Raw genomic sequence first — 19,007 nt, forward strand, 5'->3', positions numbered from 1 at the left:
GTCTAGCGGTAGCGATTTCGTCTGGAAGACGATCAAGCAGTGCTAATGCAAGGGATCTCATGAATCAAACGCGGACTCTCGGAACGCCACGGTTGTTGGGCATCGTCTGGCCATTTATCGCGGTTGTGTTGTTTCAAGCCTTGTTGGGTGGCGTCAGCCTTTACGTGCTGTCCGCCGTTCGTGGCTACGTCGCCGGTGAAAGCCTGTGGTCCAAGGGCCAGAAGGACGCCATCTATTACCTCAATCTTTACGCCGACAGCGGCGACGAAGCGATTTTCCAAAAGTACCAGAACGCCATTTCTGTGCCCCAGGGCGGTCATGAGTTGCGTGTGGCGCTGGATCTCGAACCGCCGAACATCGAGGCGGCACGGGTGGCCATCCTCAAGGGCGGCAACCATCCAGACGATGTTTCCAGCCTGATCTGGCTGTACCTCAATTTCCGGCATTTCAGCTACCTCGAAAAAGCCATCGACCTCTGGACCGTGGGTGACGAGTACCTGGTCAAGCTCGATGACGTTGCGCGAGACATGCATCGCCACATCGCGGCCATCCCGGCTTCCAACACCGATATCCAGCGCTGGAAGGCGCAGATCTTCGCGATTAACGATGAAGTGACACCGGCGGCGAAGGCCTTCAGTGATGCCCTGGGCGAGGGGTCGCGGGTCATTCTTCGCCTGCTACTGGTGACCAACCTCGCCACGGCCCTGGGTTTGATTGCGTTGGCGTTGATGCGCACCCATAAACTGCTCAAGCAGCGCCATGCCTTCGCCGATGCGTTGCAGCTGGAAAAAGACCGGGCGCAGATCACCTTGCAGTCGATTGGCGATGCGGTAATCACCACGGACGTGGCGGGTGCTATTGCCTATATGAACCCGGCCGCCGAGGTATTGACGCATTGGAAGGCCGAGCAGGCCGCGGGGTTGCCGCTGGCGGCGCTGTTCAACCTGCTGGATGAAAACGCGCAGGCCGATGGCTTTACGCTGATCGAGCACATCTTGAGTGGGCAGCTCAGCGGCGGCAGTGAGCATTCGAAGTTGATCCAGCGCCTGGACGGCAGCACGGTTTCGGTCACCCTGGTGGGCGCGCCGATTCGCAATGCGGGCAAAGTCAGCGGTACGGTGCTGGTGCTGCACGACATGACTCAGGAGCGGCAGTACATCGCCAATCTGTCATGGCAGGCGACCCACGACGCCTTGACCGGGCTCGCCAACCGTCGCGAATTCGAATACCGCCTGGAGCAGGCGTTGCACAACCTGACCCGGTACTCGGGACGCCACGCTCTGATGTTCCTCGATCTGGACCAATTCAAGCTGGTCAACGATACCTGTGGCCATGCGGCGGGTGACGAATTGCTGCGACACATCTGTGCGCTGTTGCAATCGGGGTTGCGCGAAGGCGATACCCTGGCCCGTCTCGGTGGCGACGAGTTCGGAATTCTGCTGGAGAACTGCGCGCCCGAGGCCGCAGAAAAGGTTGCTGAGAGTCTGCGCCAGACTGTGCAGAATTTGCATTTTGTCTGGAAGGGCCGACCATTCGTCACGACCGTGAGCATCGGCTTGGTCCATGTCGTGCAAAATCCGACGACCCTCGAAGCCTCGCTGCGTGCGGCTGACATGGCCTGTTATATGGCCAAGGAAAAGGGGCGCAATCGGGTTCAGGTCTATCATCCCGACGACTCGGAATTGTCCCTGCGTTTCGGTGAAATGGCCTGGGTGCAGCGCTTGCACATGGCGCTGGAAGAGGATCGTTTTTGCCTCTATTCCCAGGAAATAGCACCCCTGGGTCATGCTGTGGACGCTGGCGGGCATGTCGAGATTCTGTTGCGCTTGCATGATGAAGCCGGGCGCATGATTTTGCCCGACAGTTTTATCCCCGCCGCCGAGCGTTATGGATTGATGACGTCCCTCGATCGTTGGGTGGTAGAGAATGTGTTCAAGATCATCGCCCAATGCATGACCGAAAAGCGTCAGGGGCCTTTGGCAATGTGTGCGATTAATCTGTCAGGCACAACGATCGGCGATGAGGCGTTTCTGGACTTCCTGCGGGAACAGTTCGTGACTTATTCGGTTCCGCCTGAAATGATTTGTTTTGAAATCACTGAAACCAGTGCAATTTCCAATTTGGGCAGCGCAATCCGTTTTATCAATGAACTCAAAGGTTTGGGTTGCCATTTTTCGCTGGACGACTTTTGCGCCGGTATGTCTTCATTCGCTTACCTGAAACATTTGCCTGTAGACTTCCTGAAGATCGACGGGAGTTTCGTAAAGGATATGCTGGACGACCCGATTAACCGCGCCATGGTCGAAGTGATCAACCACATCGGCCATGTCATGGGTAAACGCACGATTGCCGAGTTTGTAGAGACGCCCCAGATCGAGCAGGCATTGCTGGAGATCGGGGTCGATTACGCTCAAGGGTATCTCATCGAGCGCCCGCATTTGTTTACCTGCGATAGTTTGCAAAGTCGTCCTGCCAGGCCACAGCCTTTGTTGTTCAAGGCCCCTGGCACATTCCGTTGAAGTCTCTTGCCGGTCCAAACAATCACAATCAAAAGGAGCTCGACAGTGATCGACACATTCAATCGAACCGGACCCCTCATGGAAGCTGCAAGTTATCCGGCCTGGGCCCAGCGCCTGATCCAGGATTGCAGCGAGAGCAAGCGCCGGGTTGTCGAACACGAACTGTATCAGCGCATGCGTGACAACAAGCTCAGCGCAAAGACCATGCGTCAGTACCTGATCGGTGGCTGGCCAGTGGTTGAACAGTTCGCGTTATACATGGCACAAAACCTGACCAAGACCCGTTTTGCCCGTCATCCTGGCGAAGACATGGCGCGTCGCTGGCTCATGCGCAACATTCGCGTTGAATTGAACCATGCGGATTACTGGGTGCACTGGAGCCGTGCTCACGGTGTCAGCCTGGAAGATCTGCAGGCGCAACAGGTTCCTCCGGAACTTCACGCCCTGAGCCACTGGTGCTGGCACACCAGTTCGGCAGATTCGCTGATCGTCGCCATTGCCGCCACCAACTACGCCATCGAAGGGGCGACGGGAGAGTGGTCGGCAGTGGTCTGTTCCAATGGTGTGTACGCTGCCTCGTTCCCCGAAGAAGACCGCAAGCGGGCGATGAAGTGGCTGAAGATGCATGCCCAGTATGACGATGCCCATCCCTGGGAGGCGCTGGAAATTATCTGCACGCTGGCGGGCACGAATCCGAGCAAAGCGCTGCAGATGGAGCTGCGTCAGGCCGTGTGCAAAAGCTACGACTACATGTATCTGTTCCTGGAGCGTTGCATGCAGCTGGAGCACGCGGAAAGAGCGTCGGTAACGCGTGAGCGACTGGCATTGGCCGAGAGCTGATCCAAAGGCAGTACAAACCAAATGTGGGAGCGGGCTTGCTCGCGAAGATGGTGCGTCAGGCAATTCAACATTGACTGACACTCAGCATTCGCGAGCAAGCCCGCTCCCACATTGTTTTTGTGGTGTTAGCGCAAACTCAGCCCGCCATCGTCAAGCGGTTACGCCCCTCGCGCTTGGCGACATACAGCGCATTATCGGCCCGTCGCAACAGGCTCTCGGCCGATTCACCGGGCAACAACGTTGAACAGCCCAGGCTAATGGTCAGTTCGATCAGACGGCCTTCGGCCACATATTCTTGTGTCTGCACCGTCAATCGCAGTCGTTCGCCGACCATCGCCGCCGCCTCCCGGGCAGTATTGGACAGCAATACCAGGAACTCTTCGCCACCGTAGCGAAACACCATGTCCACATTGCGCAGCTGGCCCTTGATCGACGCCGCGACGGCTTTGAGCACCTCATCACCGACGCTGTGCCCATGGCTATCGTTGATCTGTTTGAAGTGATCGATGTCCAGCATCAATACAGATAGCGGGTGCTGGTGACGCCGCGAAATTTCGATTTCCCGCAGCAGCGTCTGATCCATGGCGATACGGTTGCCGGTATCTGTCAGCGGATCGCGCAAGGCGCTTTGGGTCGCGGCGCGGTAGAGCAGGGTGTTGCGCATCGGGTAGAGCAGCGCGGCCAGCAGCGATTCGAGGTTGCCCCGCTCCTGCTCGTTGAAGCGCTGGTTGCGGCGAAACACCAACTCCCCCAAATGCTCACCCTCATGACTGAGGCTGTAGCTGATCGAGTGATGGCCGCGCTGGCCGAATTCCAGGCGCAAGTCACTGCTCTTGTGCTCATAGCTCAAGGCATCAAGCGGGACGAGGCGTTGAATCTCGCGGAAAAACAAACCGAGAATACGTTGAGGCTCAAGACTGGTTTGCAACTGCATGCTCAGTTGCTGGCGCAGTTTCGCAAGACTGACCGGTGTTTCCAGAGTCGGTTGCTGCTGACCAAAGCCCAGGCGTTGCAATTTGGCGCTATCGAAGTCAATTGCGTTGGTCTGGGACGGTGATTTCATATGGCGTGCGCCTTTGGACAGTAAGGCTGTCTTACAAGCTGGGTGAGAGCGGCTTAGGGCTGCGCGTCATACTGGTCCGTCAGTCCCGTAGGACATTTCGTACAAGTTTAGACGGCTTTGTACAAGAAAAGGATGCTCTTATGCCGCGACGGGAAGCCGGCGCGGCACAAAAGCGACGTACGGCATTACTGGGCGTTGAAGGCTTGGCCGTTGATGCCGGTACTGTCCGGCCCCATCAGGTACAGGTAGACCGGCATGATCTCTTCGGGCGTCGGGTTATTCAGCGGGTTTTCCCCTGGGTAGGCCTGGGCACGCATGCTGGTCCGGGTGGCACCCGGGTTGATGCTGTTTGAGCGTACCGGCGCGACGGTGTCGACTTCGTCGGCCAGGGTCTGCATCAGGCCTTCGGTGGCGAACTTGGAAACGCCATAGGCGCCCCAGTACGCACGTCCTTTGCGTCCGACGCTGCTGGAGGTGAACACCACCGAAGCGTCCTGGGACAATTTGAGCAACGGCAGCAGTGTGCTGGTGAGCATGAACATGGCGTTGACGTTGACTTGCATCACACGCATGAAGTTCTCGCCGGAAAGCTGCTCGATTGGTGTGCGTGGGCCAATGATCGAGGCGTTGTGCAGCAAGCCGTCGAGATGACCGAATTCGTTCTCGATCATCGCCGCCAATTCGTCGTACTGATGAGGCAGGGCGGTTTCCAGGTTGAACGGGATCACGGCCGGTTGCGGATGGCCGGCGGCTTCGATTTCATCGTAGACCTGGGCCAGGTTGGCTTCGGTTTTGCCCAAAAGCAGGACGGTCGCGCCGTGGGCGGCGTAGGTTTTTGCGGCGGCGGCACCGATGCCGCGACCGGCGCCGGTGACGAGAATGACGCGATCCTTGAGCAGATCGGGGCGGGCGGAATAATCAAACATAAAAAACCTCAACAAATCGGAAAACGCGACTGTTACGCGGTTCTTGTGGGAGCCGGCTTGCTGGCGATTCGATTCTGAAGGCGCCATCGCCAGCAAGCCGGCTCCTACGAATGTGGGGTGGCTCAGCAGCCGCAGAGCGCGCTATCAAGCACCTTGCGCAACTCCAGTGGGTGATCAACCACCACATCCGCACCCCAATTGCGTGGATTATCATCTGGGTGGATATAGCCGAAGGTCACGGCCGCAGTCCGGGTGCCGGCATCGCGACCCGATTCGATATCGCGCAGATCATCACCCACGAACAGTACGCTGGCTGGGTCCAGGTCGAGCATCTTGCAGGCAAGGATCAAAGGCTCGGGATCCGGTTTGCTGTTCTTCACGTGGTCCGGGCAGATCAACAGTGCCGAGCGCTCGGCCAGCCCGAGTTGCTGCATGATCGGCTCGGCAAAGCGCAGTGGCTTGTTGGTGACCACACCCCAGATCAGGTTGGACTTCTCGATATCGGCCAACAGCTCGCCCATGCCGTCAAACAGTTTGCTGTGGACCGCGCAACCCACGAGGTAGCGCTCCAGAAACTCCAGGCGCAGTTCCTCGAAGCCGGGCGACTCCGGGTCCATGGCGAAGGTCACGGCAACCATCGCCCTGGCGCCGCCGGAGATTTCATCGCGGATGTGCCTTTCGTTCATCGGTGGCAGGCCGCGGTCGGCACGCATCGCCTGACAGATCGCGATGAAGTCCGGCGCGGTGTCGAGCAGGGTGCCGTCCATGTCGAAAAGAACTGCTCTGATTGGCATCGGCTTATTCCTCGCGCAGGGTCTGGATCATGTAGTTGACGTCCACGTCGGCCGCCAGCTTGTAGTGCTTGGTCAACGGGTTGTAGGTCAGGCCGATGATGTCCTTGACGGTTAGGCCAGCCATGCGGCTCCAGGCGCCGAGTTCAGAAGGTCGGATGAATTTCTTGAAGTCGTGGGTGCCGCGTGGCAGCAGCTTCATGATGTATTCGGCGCCAACGATGGCGAACAGGTAGGCCTTCGGGTTGCGGTTGATGGTGGAGAAGAACACCTGGCCGCCGGGTTTGACCATGCGGAAGCAGGCGCGGATCACCGAAGACGGATCGGGTACGTGCTCAAGCATTTCCAGGCACGTCACCACGTCGAACTGCTCGGGCATTTCCTCGGCCAGGGCTTCGGCGGTGATCTGCCGGTACTCGACGTTCACACCGGACTCCAGTTGATGCAGCTGTGCGACCGCCAGCGGTGCTTCGCCCATGTCGATGCCCGTTACGGTAGCGCCACGCTGGGCCATGGATTCACTGAGGATGCCGCCGCCACAACCGACGTCGAGGACTTTTTTTCCGGCCAGGTTGACGCGCTCATCAATCCAGTTGACCCGCAGCGGGTTGATATCGTGCAGCGGTTTGAACTCGCTTTCGCGGTCCCACCAGCGATGGGCCAGGGCCTCGAATTTGGCGATTTCGGCGTAGTCGACGTTGCTCATGTTCAGTCCTCTAAAACTTGAAAAATCCTGTTGCCCCGGCATTGCCTGCGCGGTGCGTTTTATTCGGTATGGCCGCTGATGCGTTGGCCCCAGGCCTTGGCGCTGGTGGCCAGGTGTTCTTCATCCAGGCGCGTCAGGCGACGGTTTTCGAGCAGTGGCTTGCCGGCGACCCAGACATGCTTCACGCAATCCCGGCCTGTGGCATATATAAGTTGCGAAACAGGGTCGTAGACCGGTTGCTGGGCCAGGCCGGAAAGGTCAAACGCCACAATGTCCGCGGCTTTGCCGACTTCCAGCGAGCCCACCTCGGCTTCGATCCCCAGGGCGCGGGCGCCGTTGAGGGTGGCCATGCGCAGGGCGCGATGGGCGTCCAGGGCGGTGGCGGAGCCCGCGACGGCTTTGGCCAATAGGGCAGCGGTGCGGGTTTCACCCAGCAGGTCCAGGTCATTGTTGCTGGCCGCGCCATCGGTGCCCACCGCAACATTGACCCCGGCTTGCCACAAGCGCTCCACCGGGCAGAAACCGCTGGCCAGCTTCAGGTTCGACTCCGGGCAATGAATGACGCTGGCGTTGCTTTCTACCAGCATCGCCAGATCCTCTTCGCTGATCTGGGTCATGTGAACCGCCTGGAAGCGCGGCCCCAGCAAGCCCAGGCGAGCCAGGCGTGCCAGTGGGCGCTCGCCGCGCTGTTCGACCGATTGCTGCACTTCGAAGGCCGTTTCATGCACGTGCATGTGGATCGAGGCGTCCAGCTCTTCGGCGATCACCCGGATTTTTTCCAGGTTTTCGTCGCCCACGGTGTAGGGTGCATGGGGGCCGAAGGTGATTTTGATGCGTTCGTGGTGCTTGAGATCGCCAAACAGCTCGACGCCCTGACGAATGGCTTCGTCCGCCGTGCTGGCACCGGGAATCGGGAAATCGAGGATCGGAATCGCAATTTGCGCACGAATGCCGCTGTTGTGTACGCGCTCGGTGGCAACCTTCGGGAGGAAGTACATGTCAGAGAAGCAGGTGATGCCGCCTTTAAGCTGCTCGGCGATGGCAAGGTCGGTGCCATCGCGGACAAACGCCTCGTCGACCCATTTGGCCTCGGCGGGCCAGATATGGTTTTCCAGCCAGGTCATCAGGGGCAGGTCATCGGCCAGGCCGCGGAACAGGGTCATGGCCGCGTGCCCGTGGGCATTGATCAGGCCGGGGCTGAGCAAGATGTCCGGCAGTTCGCGGGTTTCGGTTGCGTTAAGCTTCAGTGCGGCGGAACGTGGACCGATAAAGACGATGCGCCCGTCGCGTATGCCCAGGCCATGGTCCTTGAGGACAACGCCGGCGGGTTCGACGGGTACCAGCCAGGTCGGCAGCAATAACAGGTCGAGCGCAGCGGCAGTGTTCGGCATCGAGGGTCGGTTCCAGTGCTTTTGTAAAGGATGGCGAAGTATACCCGAGCGTCTTCGCGGGGGGATCGCTATAATCGGCGGCTTTTGTTCATGAGTGCGGGGTGTGGGATGCGCGATCGACTGTTGGCTGCGGAGAAGGTGAAGGCCATCGATTGGCGTGATGGTGCCCTGTATCTGCTGGATCAGCGTATCTTGCCGTTCGAAGAAACCTGGATTGCCTACACCAGCGCCGCAGGCGTGGCTGAGGCCATTCGCTCGATGGTGGTGCGCGGTGCGCCGGCGATTGGTATCAGTGCCGCTTATGGCATCGTGCTGGCAGCTCGTGCCCGGATTGCCGAGGGCGGTGACTGGTATGCGGCGCTGGAGGAGGATTTCGCGCTGCTGGCCGATTCCCGCCCCACGGCGGTCAACCTGTTCTGGGCGCTGGGTCGCATGCACGACCGGCTGGATCGCCTGAAAGACAATGCCGACCCGTTGGCAGCGCTGGAGGCTGAGGCCATCGCCATTCACGAAAGTGATCGCGAAGCCAACCTTACTATGGCGCAATTGGGTGTGGACCTGATCCGCAAGCATCAAGGCAATGCCCAGGCGATCCTGACCCACTGCAACACCGGGGCGCTGGCCACCGGCGGTTTCGGCACGGCGTTGGGGGTGATTCGCGGGGCGTTCATCGAGGGCATGGTCGAACGTGTCTACGCTGACGAAACCCGCCCATGGCTGCAAGGCTCGCGGCTGACGGCCTGGGAACTGGCCAACGAAGGTATTCCAGTGACCCTCAATGCCGACTCCGCGGCCGCTCACATCATGAAAACCAAGGGCATTACCTGGGTGATCGTGGGGGCGGACCGGATTACCGCCAATGGCGACGTGGCAAACAAGATCGGCACCTATCAATTGGCGGTCAATGCCATGCACCACGGTGTGCGTTTTATGGTGGTGGCACCGAGTTCGACCATCGACATGAACCTGGCCAGTGGTGACGACATTCCGATCGAAGAGCGCGAGGGGCGTGAGTTGCTGGAGGTTGGCGGCAAGCAGGTTGGTGCTGAAGTTGATGCGTTCAATCCGGTATTCGACGTGACGCCTGCGGATTTGATCGATGCGATTGTGACCGAGAAGGGCATCGTCGAGCGTCCGGACACAGCGAAAATGGCGCAGTTGATGTGTCGCAAGCGTCTGCATTGACGGTAATTCGTGTCTGAAAAATCGCTTTCGCGAGCAAGCTTCGCTCCTACGGGTTCCTCGCTACTGTAGGAGCGAGGCTTGCCCGCGAAGAACGATGACGCGGTCTTCTTCTGTAAATCCCCATTATTTCCTTGCAAATATCGGGTTCTGACGGCTCTGAGCCCCTCTGATCCCCCTCAGGCCTGCCACCAGTCAACTAACTACACTCCATGCGCATCTGGGGGATAGGTGCGTGGCGGCTCTTGTGATAACATCCGGCGGTTTCCAGGGTTGTCCGATATGGCGACCTTTACTGCGCAGATCCATGGCATAACTCGTTGATTTGTCGTAAGTCGGTGCATGGCACTCAGCCTGCAGCGGCGAGCTTCGTTCGTCCCATATGGATGTGACGGAGTTTCACCAGAAAAAGGAATCAGGCTTCTCATGGGCGAACTGGCCAAAGAAATCCTCCCGGTCAATATCGAAGACGAGCTGAAGCAGTCCTACCTCGACTACGCGATGAGCGTAATTGTCGGGCGAGCACTGCCGGATGCGCGCGATGGCTTGAAGCCCGTGCACCGGCGCGTGCTGTTCGCGATGAGCGAGCTGGGTAACGACTTCAACAAGCCGTACAAGAAATCTGCCCGTGTTGTCGGCGACGTGATCGGTAAGTATCACCCGCACGGTGATACCGCGGTGTACGACACCATCGTTCGGATGGCGCAGCCGTTCTCGCTGCGCTACCTGCTGGTAGACGGTCAGGGCAACTTCGGTTCGGTGGACGGTGACAACGCCGCGGCCATGCGATACACCGAAGTGCGCATGACCAAGCTGGCGCACGAGCTGCTGGCCGACCTGCACAAGGAAACCGTGGACTGGGTGCCGAACTACGACGGCACCGAACTGATCCCGGCGGTCATGCCGACCCGTGTTCCGAACCTGCTGGTCAACGGCTCCAGCGGTATCGCCGTGGGCATGGCGACCAACATTCCGCCGCACAACCTCGGTGAAGTCATCGACGGTTGCCTGGCGCTCATCGACAACCCTGAGCTGACCGTCGACGAGCTGATGCAATACATTCCCGGTCCGGACTTCCCGACCGCCGCGATCATCAACGGTCGCGCCGGCATCATCGAAGCCTACCGCACCGGTCGCGGCCGCATTTACATGCGCGCCCGCTCGATCATCGAGGACATCGACAAGGTCGGTGGTCGTCAGCAGATCGTCATCACCGAACTCCCTTATCAGCTGAACAAAGCCCGTCTGATCGAAAAGATCGCCGAGCTGGTGAAAGAGAAGAAGCTCGAAGGCATCACCGAGCTGCGCGACGAGTCCGACAAGGACGGTATGCGCGTTGTGATCGAGCTGCGTCGCGGTGAGGTGCCTGAGGTCATCCTCAACAACCTCTACGCCCAGACCCAGCTGCAAAGCGTGTTCGGCATCAACATCGTCGCGCTGATCGACGGTCGTCCACGGATCCTGAACCTCAAGGACCTGCTGGAAGCCTTCGTTCGTCACCGTCGCGAAGTCGTGACCCGTCGTACCGTGTTCGAACTGCGCAAGGCGCGCGAGCGTGGTCACATCCTGGAAGGTCAAGCGGTTGCCCTGTCGAACATCGACCCGGTCATTGCCCTGATCAAGGCCTCGCCAACTCCGTCGGAAGCCAAGGAAGCGCTGGTCAGCACGCCTTGGGAATCTTCTGCGGTGGTGGCGATGGTCGAGCGTGCCGGGGCCGATTCGTGCCGTCCGGAAAACCTCGATCCGCAATACGGTCTGCGCGACGGCAAGTACTTCCTGTCGCCAGAACAGGCGCAAGCCATTTTGGAACTGCGTTTGCACCGCCTGACCGGCCTGGAACACGAAAAACTGCTGGCCGAGTATCAAGAGATCCTCAACCAGATCGGCGAGCTGATCCGCATCCTCAACAGCGCCACGCGCCTGATGGAAGTGATCCGCGAAGAGCTGGAAGTGATCCGTGCCGAATACGGCGACGTGCGCCGCACCGAAATCCTCGATGCCCGTCTCGACCTGACCCTGGGCGACATGATTCCGGAAGAAGAGCGCGTCGTGACCATTTCCCACGGTGGCTATGCCAAGACCCAGCCGCTGGCTGCGTACCAGGCCCAGCGTCGTGGCGGTAAAGGCAAGTCGGCCACCGGCGTCAAGGATGAGGACTACATCGCTCACCTGCTGGTCGCCAACAGCCACACCACGCTGCTGTTGTTCTCCAGCAAGGGCAAGGTGTACTGGCTGAAAACCTACGAAATCCCTGAAGCGTCCCGCGCGGCCCGTGGTCGTCCGCTGGTCAACCTGCTGCCGCTGGATGACGGTGAATACATCACCACGATGCTGCCGGTCGAGGAATACACCGAAGGTCACTTCATCTTCATGGCCACCGCCAACGGCACCGTGAAGAAGACCCCGCTGGAATCCTTCAGCCGTCAGCGCAGCGTCGGTCTGATCGCGCTGGAGCTGGACGAAGGCGACGTATTGATTTCGGCCGCGATCACCGATGGCGAGCGCGAAGTCATGCTGTTCTCCGATGGCGGCAAGGTGACTCGCTTCAAGGAATCCGACGTTCGCGCCATGGGCCGTACCGCCCGCGGTGTTCGCGGCATGCGTCTGCCGGAAGGCCAGAAGCTGATTTCCATGCTGATCCCTGAAGAAGGCAGCCAGATCCTTACCGCTTCCGAGCGTGGCTACGGCAAGCGTACGGCGATCACCGAGTTCCCTGAGTACAAGCGTGGCGGTCAGGGCGTTATCGCCATGGTCAGCAACGAGCGTAACGGCCGTCTGGTCGGCGCGGTCCAGGTGCTCGACGGTGAGGAAATCATGCTGATTTCCGACCAGGGCACCCTGGTGCGCACACGTGTCGACGAAGTCTCCAGCCTGGGCCGTAACACCCAGGGCGTGACCCTGATCAAACTGGCCAAGGATGAAACCCTGGTTGGCCTTGAGCGGGTTCAGGAGCCTTCGGAAGTCGAGGGTGAAGAACTCGAAGGTGAAGGTTTTGAAGGTGAAGAGGGTGCAGGGTTCGTGGGTGAAGTCGTGAACGACGACGCTGCCGAAGACCAGCAACTCGACGCCGCCGCTGACGAAGAACCACAAGAGTAAATGGACATGAGGGGCGGATGAAAATTCGCCCCTTCTTGTTTCTCCTGTTTGAATGCAGGACCTGTAGGAGCTGTCGAGTGAAACGAGGCTGCGATCTTTTGATCTTGCCTCGTGGGTACCGAGAAAAGATCGCAGCCTCGTTTCACTCGACAGCTCCTACAGGGTTTAAGCGTTTTCAGATTTATTGCGTGATACCACCAAGAGCGAGATTGGATGTGAGCAAGAGAGCCTATAACTTCTGCGCCGGTCCTGCGGCGCTTCCCGAAGCTGTCCTGCAGCGCGCCCAGGGTGAACTCCTTGATTGGCACGGTAAGGGCCTGTCGGTCATGGAAATGAGCCATCGCAGTGATGAGTTCGTGTCCATCGCCACCAAGGCCGAGCAGGATCTGCGTGATCTGCTGAATATCCCCTCGAACTATAAAGTGCTGTTTCTGCAAGGCGGCGCCAGCCAGCAATTTGCTCAGATTCCTCTGAATCTGTTGCCGGAAAATGGCACTGCCGACTATATCGACACCGGTATCTGGTCGCAGAAGGCCATCGAAGAAGCGTCGCGCTACGGCCACGTCAATGTCGCCGCGACCGCTAAGCCTTACGACTATTTCGCCATTCCCGGCCAAAACGAATGGCAGCTGTCCAAGGACGCGGCCTACGTTCACTACGCGCCGAACGAAACCATCGGCGGCCTGGAATTCCAGTGGGTCCCGGAAACCGGTGACGTTCCGCTGGTGGCTGACATGTCCTCGGACATCCTCTCGCGTCCGATCGATGTCTCGCGCTTCGGCATGATCTACGCCGGCGCCCAGAAGAACATCGGCCCGAGCGGCATCGTGGTGAACATCGTTCGCGAAGACCTGCTGGGTCACGCCCGTTCCTTCTGCCCGACCATGCTCAACTACAAGGTCGCGGCCGATAACGGCTCGATGTACAACACCCCGCCAACCCTGGCCTGGTACCTGTCCGGCCTGGTGTTTGAGTGGCTCAAAGAGCAGGGCGGCGTTGAAGCGATTGGCAAGCTCAACGAAGTGAAACAGCGCACGCTGTATGACTTCATCGATGCCAGCGGTCTCTACAGCAACCCGATCAACAAGTCGGACCGCTCGTGGATGAACGTACCGTTCCGCCTGGCGGACGACCGTCTGGACAAGCCGTTCCTGGCCGGCGCCGACGAGCGTGGCCTGTTGAACCTCAAGGGGCACCGTTCCGTGGGCGGCATGCGCGCCTCCATCTATAACGCCGTCGACATCAACGCGATCAACGCGCTGGTGGCGTACATGGCAGAGTTCGAGAAGGAACACGGCTAATGTCTGAGCAAGAACTCAAGGCACTGCGCCTGCGCATTGACGCCCTGGACGAGAAAGTCCTGGAGCTGATCAGTGAGCGTGCGCGCTGCGCCCAGGAAGTCGCGCGAGTAAAGATGGCCTCGCTGGCCGAAGGCGAAGTGCCGGTGTTCTATCGTCCTGAGCGCGAAGCTCAGGTGCTCAAGCGTGTCATGGAGCGCAACCAGGGGCCGCTGGGTAACGAAGAGATGGCGCGACTGTTCCGCGAAATCATGTCTTCGTGCCTGGCCCTCGAGCAGCCATTGAAAGTGGCTTATCTCGGCCCTGAAGGCACCTTCACCCAGGCTGCGGCCTTGAAGCACTTTGGTCACGCTGTGATCAGCAAGCCGATGGCTGCGATCGATGAAGTGTTCCGCGAAGTGGCGGCCGGAGCGGTGAATTTTGGCGTGGTGCCGGTGGAAAACTCTACCGAAGGCGCGGTCAACCACACCCTCGACAGCTTCCTCGAGCACGACATGGTGATCTGTGGCGAAGTCGAGTTGCGCATTCACCACCACCTGCTGGTCGGTGAAAACACCAAGACCGACAGCATCAGCCGCATCTACTCCCACGCCCAGTCCCTGGCCCAGTGCCGCAAGTGGCTGGACGCCCATTACCCGAATGTCGAGCGCGTGGCGGTGTCCAGCAACGCCGAAGCGGCCAAACGGGTCAAGGGGGAGTGGAACTCGGCGGCGATTGCCGGCGACATGGCGGCTGGTCTGTACGGGTTGACCCGTCTGGCCGAGAAGATCGAGGACCGTCCGGACAACTCCACGCGTTTCCTCATGATCGGCAATCAGGAAGTGCCGCCGACGGGCGACGACAAAACCTCGATCATCGTCTCCATGAGCAACAAGCCGGGCGCGCTTCACGAGTTGCTGGTGCCATTCCATGACAACGGCATCGACTTGACGCGTATCGAGACCCGTCCGTCGCGCAGCGGTAAATGGACCTACGTGTTCTTCATCGATTTTGTCGGCCACCACCGCGATCCGCTGGTAAAAGGTGTGCTGGAAAAAATCAGTCAGGAAGCAGTGGCACTCAAAGTGCTGGGTTCCTACCCCAAAGCAGTTCTCTAAGGGCGGTAGCAAATGAGTGGTAATTTCCTCGCTCTGGCACAGCCGGGCGTGCAGCAACTTTCGCCTTACGTTCCGGGCAAGCCTGTGGACGAATTGGCTCGTGAGCTGGACATTGATCCGGCCAGCATCGTCAAACTGGCGAGCAATGAAAACCCGTTGGGCGCCAGTCCAAAGGCCTTGGCCGCCATCCGCGAAGAGCTGGCTGAACTGACCCGCTATCCGGACGGCAACGGTTTTGCGCTCAAGACCCTGCTGGCCGAGCAGTGCCGCGTCGAGCTGAATCAGGTGACATTGGGCAACGGCTCCAATGACATTCTGGAGCTGGTCGCGCGCGCCTATCTGGCACCGGGCCTGAATGCGGTGTTCAGCGAGCATGCCTTTGCGGTCTATCCGATCGTGACCCAGGCCGTCGGAGCCCAGGCCAAAGTGATTCCGGCCAAGGATTGGGGGCATGATCTGCCCGCCATGCTGGCGGCGATCGACGCCAACACCCGGGTGGTCTTCATCGCCAACCCGAACAACCCGACCGGGACCTGGTTCGAAGCCGAAGCGCTGGACGAGTTCCTGCAAGACGTTCCGGAACACGTATTGGTCGTGCTGGACGAGGCCTACATTGAGTACGCCGAAGGCAGCGACTTGCCGGACGGACTGGATTTCCTCGCGGCTTACCCGAACCTGCTGGTTTCGCGCACCTTCTCCAAGGCCTATGGCCTGGCGGCGTTGCGAGTCGGCTATGGCTTGTCCACGGCAGTGGTCGCCGACGTGCTGAATCGTGTCCGTCAGCCATTCAACGTCAACAGCCTGGCCTTGGCCGCTGCCTGTGCCGCGCTGCAAGATGCCGAGTACCTGGAAGAAAGCCGCCGCTTGAACGAAGCCGGCATGCAGCAACTGGAGGCGGGTTTCCGCGAGCAGGGGCTGAGCTGGATTGCGTCCAAGGGCAACTTCATCTGCGTTGATGTCGGGCGTGAAGCGGCGCCTGTGTTTCAGGGCTTGCTGCGCGAAGGCGTGATCGTGCGCCCGGTGGCCAACTACGGCATGCCGAACCACTTGCGCATCACCATTGGTCTGCCGGCTGAAAACAGTCGCTTCCTCGAGGCGCTGTCCAAGGTTTTGGCCCGTGGTTGATGTCACTGCACTGCAATCTGCTGAACCTATGATCGGGCGCCTGGTGGTGGTCGGTCTTGGGTTGATCGGCGGTTCGTTTGCCAAGGGCTTGCGTGAAAGTGGCGTATGCCGCGAAGTGGTGGGGGTCGACCTCGATCCGCAGTCACGCAAACTGGCGGTTGAATTGGGTGTGGTGGATCGCTGTGAAGACGATCTGGCCGTTGCTTGCCAAGGTGCCGACGTTATTCAGTTGGCGGTGCCGATCCTGTCCATGGAAAAACTGCTCGCTCGATTGGCGGGCATGGACCTGGGCGAGGCGATTCTGACCGACGTCGGCAGTGCCAAAGGCAATGTCGTGCGCGCTGCCACCGAAGCGTTTGGCGGCATGCCGCCGCGTTTCGTGCCGGGGCACCCGATTGCCGGCTCCGAGCAGAGTGGGGTAGAAGCCTCCAATGCCGAGTTGTTCCGTCGTCATAAAGTGATCCTGACGCCGCTGGATCAGACCGATCCGGCAGCCCTGGCAGTGGTTGACCGCTTGTGGCGCGAATTGGGCGCCGATGTCGAGCACATGCAGGTCGAGCGTCACGACGAAGTGTTGGCGGCGACCAGCCATTTGCCGCATTTGCTGGCGTTCGGCTTGGTCGACTCGCTGGCCAAGCGCAATGAAAACCTTGAGATCTTCCGTTACGCTGCGGGCGGTTTCCGCGATTTCACAAGAATCGCCGGAAGCGACCCGGTGATGTGGCACGACATTTTCCTCGCCAACCGCGAGGCCGTCCTGCGCACACTCGATACATTTCGCAGCGACCTCGACGCCTTGCGCGACGCGGTCGATGCAGGGGATGGGCACCAATTGTTGGGCGTTTTCACTCGCGCCCGGGTTGCCCGCGAGCATTTCAGTAAAATCCTGGCCCGCAGGGCCTATGTGGACGCTATGAATTCCAACGATCTGATTTTCCTGGCTCAACCTGGTGGCCGCCTGTCCGGTCGGATTCGCGTACCAGGTGACAAATCGATTTCCCACCGTTCGATCATGCTCGGCTCCCTGGCCGAAGGCGTCACCGAGGTGGAAGGCTTCCTCGAGGGTGAAGATGCCCTGGCGACCCTTCAGGCTTTCCGTGACATGGGCGTCGTGATCGAAGGTCCGCACCATGGTCGCGTGACCATCCATGGCGTCGGCCTGCATGGCCTGAAGCCGGCTCCGGGCCCGATCTATCTGGGTAACTCGGGTACTTCGATGCGCCTGCTGTCCGGCCTGCTGGCCGCGCAGGACTTCGACAGCACCCTGACCGGCGACGCTTCACTGTCCAAGCGCCCGATGAACCGCGTGGCCAATCCGCTGCGTGAGATGGGCGCCGTGATCGAAACTGCAGCCGAAGGTCGTCCACCGATGACCATTCGTGGTGGCAACAAGCTCAAGGGCCTGACCTACACCATGCCGATGGCCAGTGCCCAGGTGAAGTCCTGCCTGCTGCTGGCGGGTCTGTATGCCGATGGCAAGACCACTGTGACCGAGCCTGCGCCGACCCGTGACCATACCGAGCGCATGCTGCGTGGCTTCGGCTACCCAGTCACCGTTGATGGCGCCACTGCGTCGGTCGAGTCTGGCAACAAGCTGACCGCGACCCACATCGAAGTGCCGGGTGACATTTCGTCGTCGGCGTTCTTTCTGGTGGCCGCCTCGATCGCCGAAGGTTCGGAGCTGGTGCTCGAACACGTCGGCATCAACCCGACCCGCACCGGTGTAATCGACATCCTGCGCCTGATGGGCGCTGACATCACCCTGGAAAACCAGCGTGAAGTGGGCGGAGAGCCGGTCGCTGACCTGCGCGTGCGTGCAGCTAAACTCAAAGGTATCGAGATTCCGGAAGCGCTGGTGCCATTGGCCATCGACGAATTCCCGGTGCTGTTCGTGGCGGCTGCGTGTGCCGAAGGGCGTACCGTGCTGACCGGTGCCGAAGAGCTGCGAGTCAAGGAGTCGGACCGTATCCAGGTCATGGCCGATGGCCTGCTGGCGCTGGGCGTCAAATGCGAGCCGACCCCGGATGGCATCATCATTGATGGCGGCCAGATCGGTGGTGGCGAAGTGCATGGTCACGGCGATCACCGGATTGCCATGGCGTTCAGCGTCGCTTCGCTGCGTGCCAGTGCGCCGATCCGCATCCATGATTGCGCCAACGTCGCGACGTCGTTCCCTAACTTCCTCGCGCTGTGTGCACAAACCGGTATTCGCGTGGCACAAGAGGCTCAGTCGTGAACAACATTGCACCGGTCATCACCATTGATGGGCCAAGCGGCTCGGGCAAAGGCACTGTAGCCGGGATACTGGCCAAGCGTCTGGGCTGGAACCTGCTGGACTCCGGTGCACTGTACCGTTTGCTGGCCTTCGCTGCGCACAACCACGGCGTTGACCTGACCAACGAAGAACTGTTGAAAAAACTGGCCGCTCATCTGGATGTTCAGTTCATCGCGGCGACCGACGGTCAGTTGCAGCGAATCATTCTGGAAGGTGACGAAGTCAGCGACGTGATCCGCACGGAAAGCGTCGGCTCCGGTGCCTCCCAGGTGGCTGCGCTGCCGGCTGTACGCGAGGCGCTGCTGCAACGTCAGCGCGCATTTCAAGAAGCGCCGGGCCTGGTGGCCGATGGTCGCGACATGGGCACGGTGGTTTTTCCAGACGCGCCGCTGAAGATTTTTCTCACTGCCAGTGCCGAGGAGCGTGCGCGCCGTCGTTACTTGCAGTTGAAGGGTAAAGTCGATGGTGTTAGTCTGTCGAGTCTGCTAGATGAGATACGTGCGCGCGATGAGCGTGACACCCAGCGAGCGGTAGCTCCGCTCAAACCGGCGGCTGACGCCATACAGCTGGATTCCACGGAATTATCCATCGATCAGGTGCTGGAACGCATCATGAGCGAGATCGCCATCCGCGATATCGCCGGGTGACCAAGAAGGCCGCAGGGGACCAGTCATAGTCCTGCAGCGCTTCTTTTAAAT

General features: G+C 59.9%; 14 protein-coding genes. 9 read left to right on the forward strand and 5 right to left on the reverse strand.

The features are described from left to right. Positions 1 to 59: 59 nt before the first annotated feature. Both ABTV22_RS08135 and ABTV22_RS08140 read left to right on the forward strand, forming a co-directional pair. Positions 60 to 2,519, forward strand: a complete 2,460-nt coding sequence (locus ABTV22_RS08135) for an EAL domain-containing protein (protein WP_433739371.1) — start codon at positions 60 to 62, stop codon at positions 2,517 to 2,519. A 78-nt stretch (positions 2,520 to 2,597) separates the two neighbouring features. Next, on the forward strand, positions 2,598 to 3,359 hold the full coding sequence (locus ABTV22_RS08140) for a TenA family transcriptional regulator (RefSeq protein ID WP_433739372.1): 762 nt from the start codon (positions 2,598 to 2,600) through the stop codon (positions 3,357 to 3,359). A gap of 136 nt (positions 3,360 to 3,495) precedes the next feature. Here ABTV22_RS08140 and ABTV22_RS08145 read toward each other — a convergent pair whose 3' ends face one another. The 5 genes from ABTV22_RS08145 to ABTV22_RS08165 all read right to left on the reverse strand — a co-directional run bounded on the left by ABTV22_RS08145 (position 3,496) and on the right by ABTV22_RS08165 (position 8,236). After that, entirely contained in the window at positions 3,496 to 4,422 is a 927-nt protein-coding gene (locus ABTV22_RS08145; RefSeq protein ID WP_433739373.1) for a GGDEF domain-containing protein, read from the reverse strand. Between the two features lie 185 nt (positions 4,423 to 4,607). After that, positions 4,608 to 5,348: a YciK family oxidoreductase gene (locus tag ABTV22_RS08150; RefSeq protein ID WP_433739374.1), complete on the reverse strand. Its 741-nt coding sequence runs from the start codon at positions 5,346 to 5,348 to the stop codon at positions 4,608 to 4,610. A gap of 122 nt (positions 5,349 to 5,470) precedes the next feature. After that, positions 5,471 to 6,142 carry an N-acetylmuramic acid 6-phosphate phosphatase MupP gene (gene mupP / locus ABTV22_RS08155; RefSeq protein WP_433739375.1) on the reverse strand — a complete coding sequence of 224 codons (672 nt, stop codon included), beginning with the start codon at positions 6,140 to 6,142 and terminating at the stop codon, positions 5,471 to 5,473. A gap of 4 nt (positions 6,143 to 6,146) precedes the next feature. Beyond that, a complete protein-coding gene (gene ubiG / locus ABTV22_RS08160; protein WP_096512821.1) occupies positions 6,147 to 6,845 on the reverse strand; it encodes a bifunctional 2-polyprenyl-6-hydroxyphenol methylase/3-demethylubiquinol 3-O-methyltransferase UbiG in 699 nt (232 codons plus the stop codon). A 59-nt stretch (positions 6,846 to 6,904) separates the two neighbouring features. After that, the gene (locus ABTV22_RS08165) at positions 6,905 to 8,236 is read right to left on the reverse strand and encodes a TRZ/ATZ family hydrolase (RefSeq protein ID WP_433739376.1); all 1,332 of its coding nucleotides are present in this window, start codon (positions 8,234 to 8,236) and stop codon (positions 6,905 to 6,907) included. Positions 8,237 to 8,344: 108 nt separating this feature from the next. Between ABTV22_RS08165 and mtnA the strand changes: the two genes are divergently transcribed. The 7 genes from mtnA (at position 8,345) to cmk (ending at position 18,956) form a co-directional block, all read left to right on the forward strand. Next, positions 8,345 to 9,421 carry an S-methyl-5-thioribose-1-phosphate isomerase gene (mtnA, locus tag ABTV22_RS08170; RefSeq protein ID WP_433739377.1) on the forward strand — a complete coding sequence of 359 codons (1,077 nt, stop codon included), beginning with the start codon at positions 8,345 to 8,347 and terminating at the stop codon, positions 9,419 to 9,421. A 423-nt stretch (positions 9,422 to 9,844) separates the two neighbouring features. Then, positions 9,845 to 12,514: a DNA gyrase subunit A gene (gyrA, locus tag ABTV22_RS08175; protein ID WP_433739378.1), complete on the forward strand. Its 2,670-nt coding sequence runs from the start codon at positions 9,845 to 9,847 to the stop codon at positions 12,512 to 12,514. A gap of 215 nt (positions 12,515 to 12,729) precedes the next feature. Then, entirely contained in the window at positions 12,730 to 13,815 is a 1,086-nt protein-coding gene (serC, locus tag ABTV22_RS08180; protein ID WP_433739379.1) for a 3-phosphoserine/phosphohydroxythreonine transaminase, read from the forward strand. Then, positions 13,815 to 14,909, forward strand: coding sequence for a prephenate dehydratase (gene pheA, locus ABTV22_RS08185; protein ID WP_020800126.1), 1,095 nt, complete (start codon positions 13,815 to 13,817; stop codon positions 14,907 to 14,909). Before serC ends, pheA begins: the two co-directional genes overlap by 1 nt. A 12-nt stretch (positions 14,910 to 14,921) precedes the next feature. Then, positions 14,922 to 16,034 carry a histidinol-phosphate transaminase gene (gene hisC, locus ABTV22_RS08190; RefSeq protein ID WP_433739380.1) on the forward strand — a complete coding sequence of 371 codons (1,113 nt, stop codon included), beginning with the start codon at positions 14,922 to 14,924 and terminating at the stop codon, positions 16,032 to 16,034. A gap of 28 nt (positions 16,035 to 16,062) precedes the next feature. After that, on the forward strand, positions 16,063 to 18,270 hold the full coding sequence (locus ABTV22_RS08195) for a bifunctional prephenate dehydrogenase/3-phosphoshikimate 1-carboxyvinyltransferase (protein ID WP_433741338.1): 2,208 nt from the start codon (positions 16,063 to 16,065) through the stop codon (positions 18,268 to 18,270). After that, the gene (gene cmk / locus ABTV22_RS08200; RefSeq protein WP_196585297.1) at positions 18,267 to 18,956 is read left to right on the forward strand and encodes a (d)CMP kinase; all 690 of its coding nucleotides are present in this window, start codon (positions 18,267 to 18,269) and stop codon (positions 18,954 to 18,956) included. Before ABTV22_RS08195 ends, cmk begins: the two co-directional genes overlap by 4 nt. Positions 18,957 to 19,007: the final 51 nt, after the last annotated feature.

It is taken from the genome of Pseudomonas putida (assembly GCF_050990305.1).
In the GTDB taxonomy this organism is placed as follows: Bacteria; Pseudomonadota; Gammaproteobacteria; order Pseudomonadales; family Pseudomonadaceae; genus Aquipseudomonas; species Aquipseudomonas putida_AH.

Bases quoted from the DNA above. Each gene is read 5' to 3' on its own strand.
- ABTV22_RS08195 (WP_433741338.1), top strand. From the start codon at position 16,063: ATGATCGGGCGCCTGGTGGTGGTCGGTCTTGGGTTGATCGGCGGTTCG.
- mupP (WP_433739375.1), bottom strand. From the start codon at position 6,142: ATGCCAATCAGAGCAGTTCTTTTCGACATGGACGGCACCCTGCTCGAC.
- ABTV22_RS08165 (WP_433739376.1), bottom strand. From the start codon at position 8,236: ATGCCGAACACTGCCGCTGCGCTCGACCTGTTATTGCTGCCGACCTGG.
- ubiG (WP_096512821.1), bottom strand. From the start codon at position 6,845: ATGAGCAACGTCGACTACGCCGAAATCGCCAAATTCGAGGCCCTGGCC.
- pheA (WP_020800126.1), top strand. From the start codon at position 13,815: ATGTCTGAGCAAGAACTCAAGGCACTGCGCCTGCGCATTGACGCCCTG.
- mtnA (WP_433739377.1), top strand. From the start codon at position 8,345: ATGCGCGATCGACTGTTGGCTGCGGAGAAGGTGAAGGCCATCGATTGG.
- ABTV22_RS08145 (WP_433739373.1), bottom strand. From the start codon at position 4,422: ATGAAATCACCGTCCCAGACCAACGCAATTGACTTCGATAGCGCCAAA.
- gyrA (WP_433739378.1), top strand. From the start codon at position 9,845: ATGGGCGAACTGGCCAAAGAAATCCTCCCGGTCAATATCGAAGACGAG.
- ABTV22_RS08135 (WP_433739371.1), top strand. From the start codon at position 60: ATGAATCAAACGCGGACTCTCGGAACGCCACGGTTGTTGGGCATCGTC.
- ABTV22_RS08150 (WP_433739374.1), bottom strand. From the start codon at position 5,348: ATGTTTGATTATTCCGCCCGCCCCGATCTGCTCAAGGATCGCGTCATT.
- hisC (WP_433739380.1), top strand. From the start codon at position 14,922: ATGAGTGGTAATTTCCTCGCTCTGGCACAGCCGGGCGTGCAGCAACTT.
- ABTV22_RS08140 (WP_433739372.1), top strand. From the start codon at position 2,598: ATGGAAGCTGCAAGTTATCCGGCCTGGGCCCAGCGCCTGATCCAGGAT.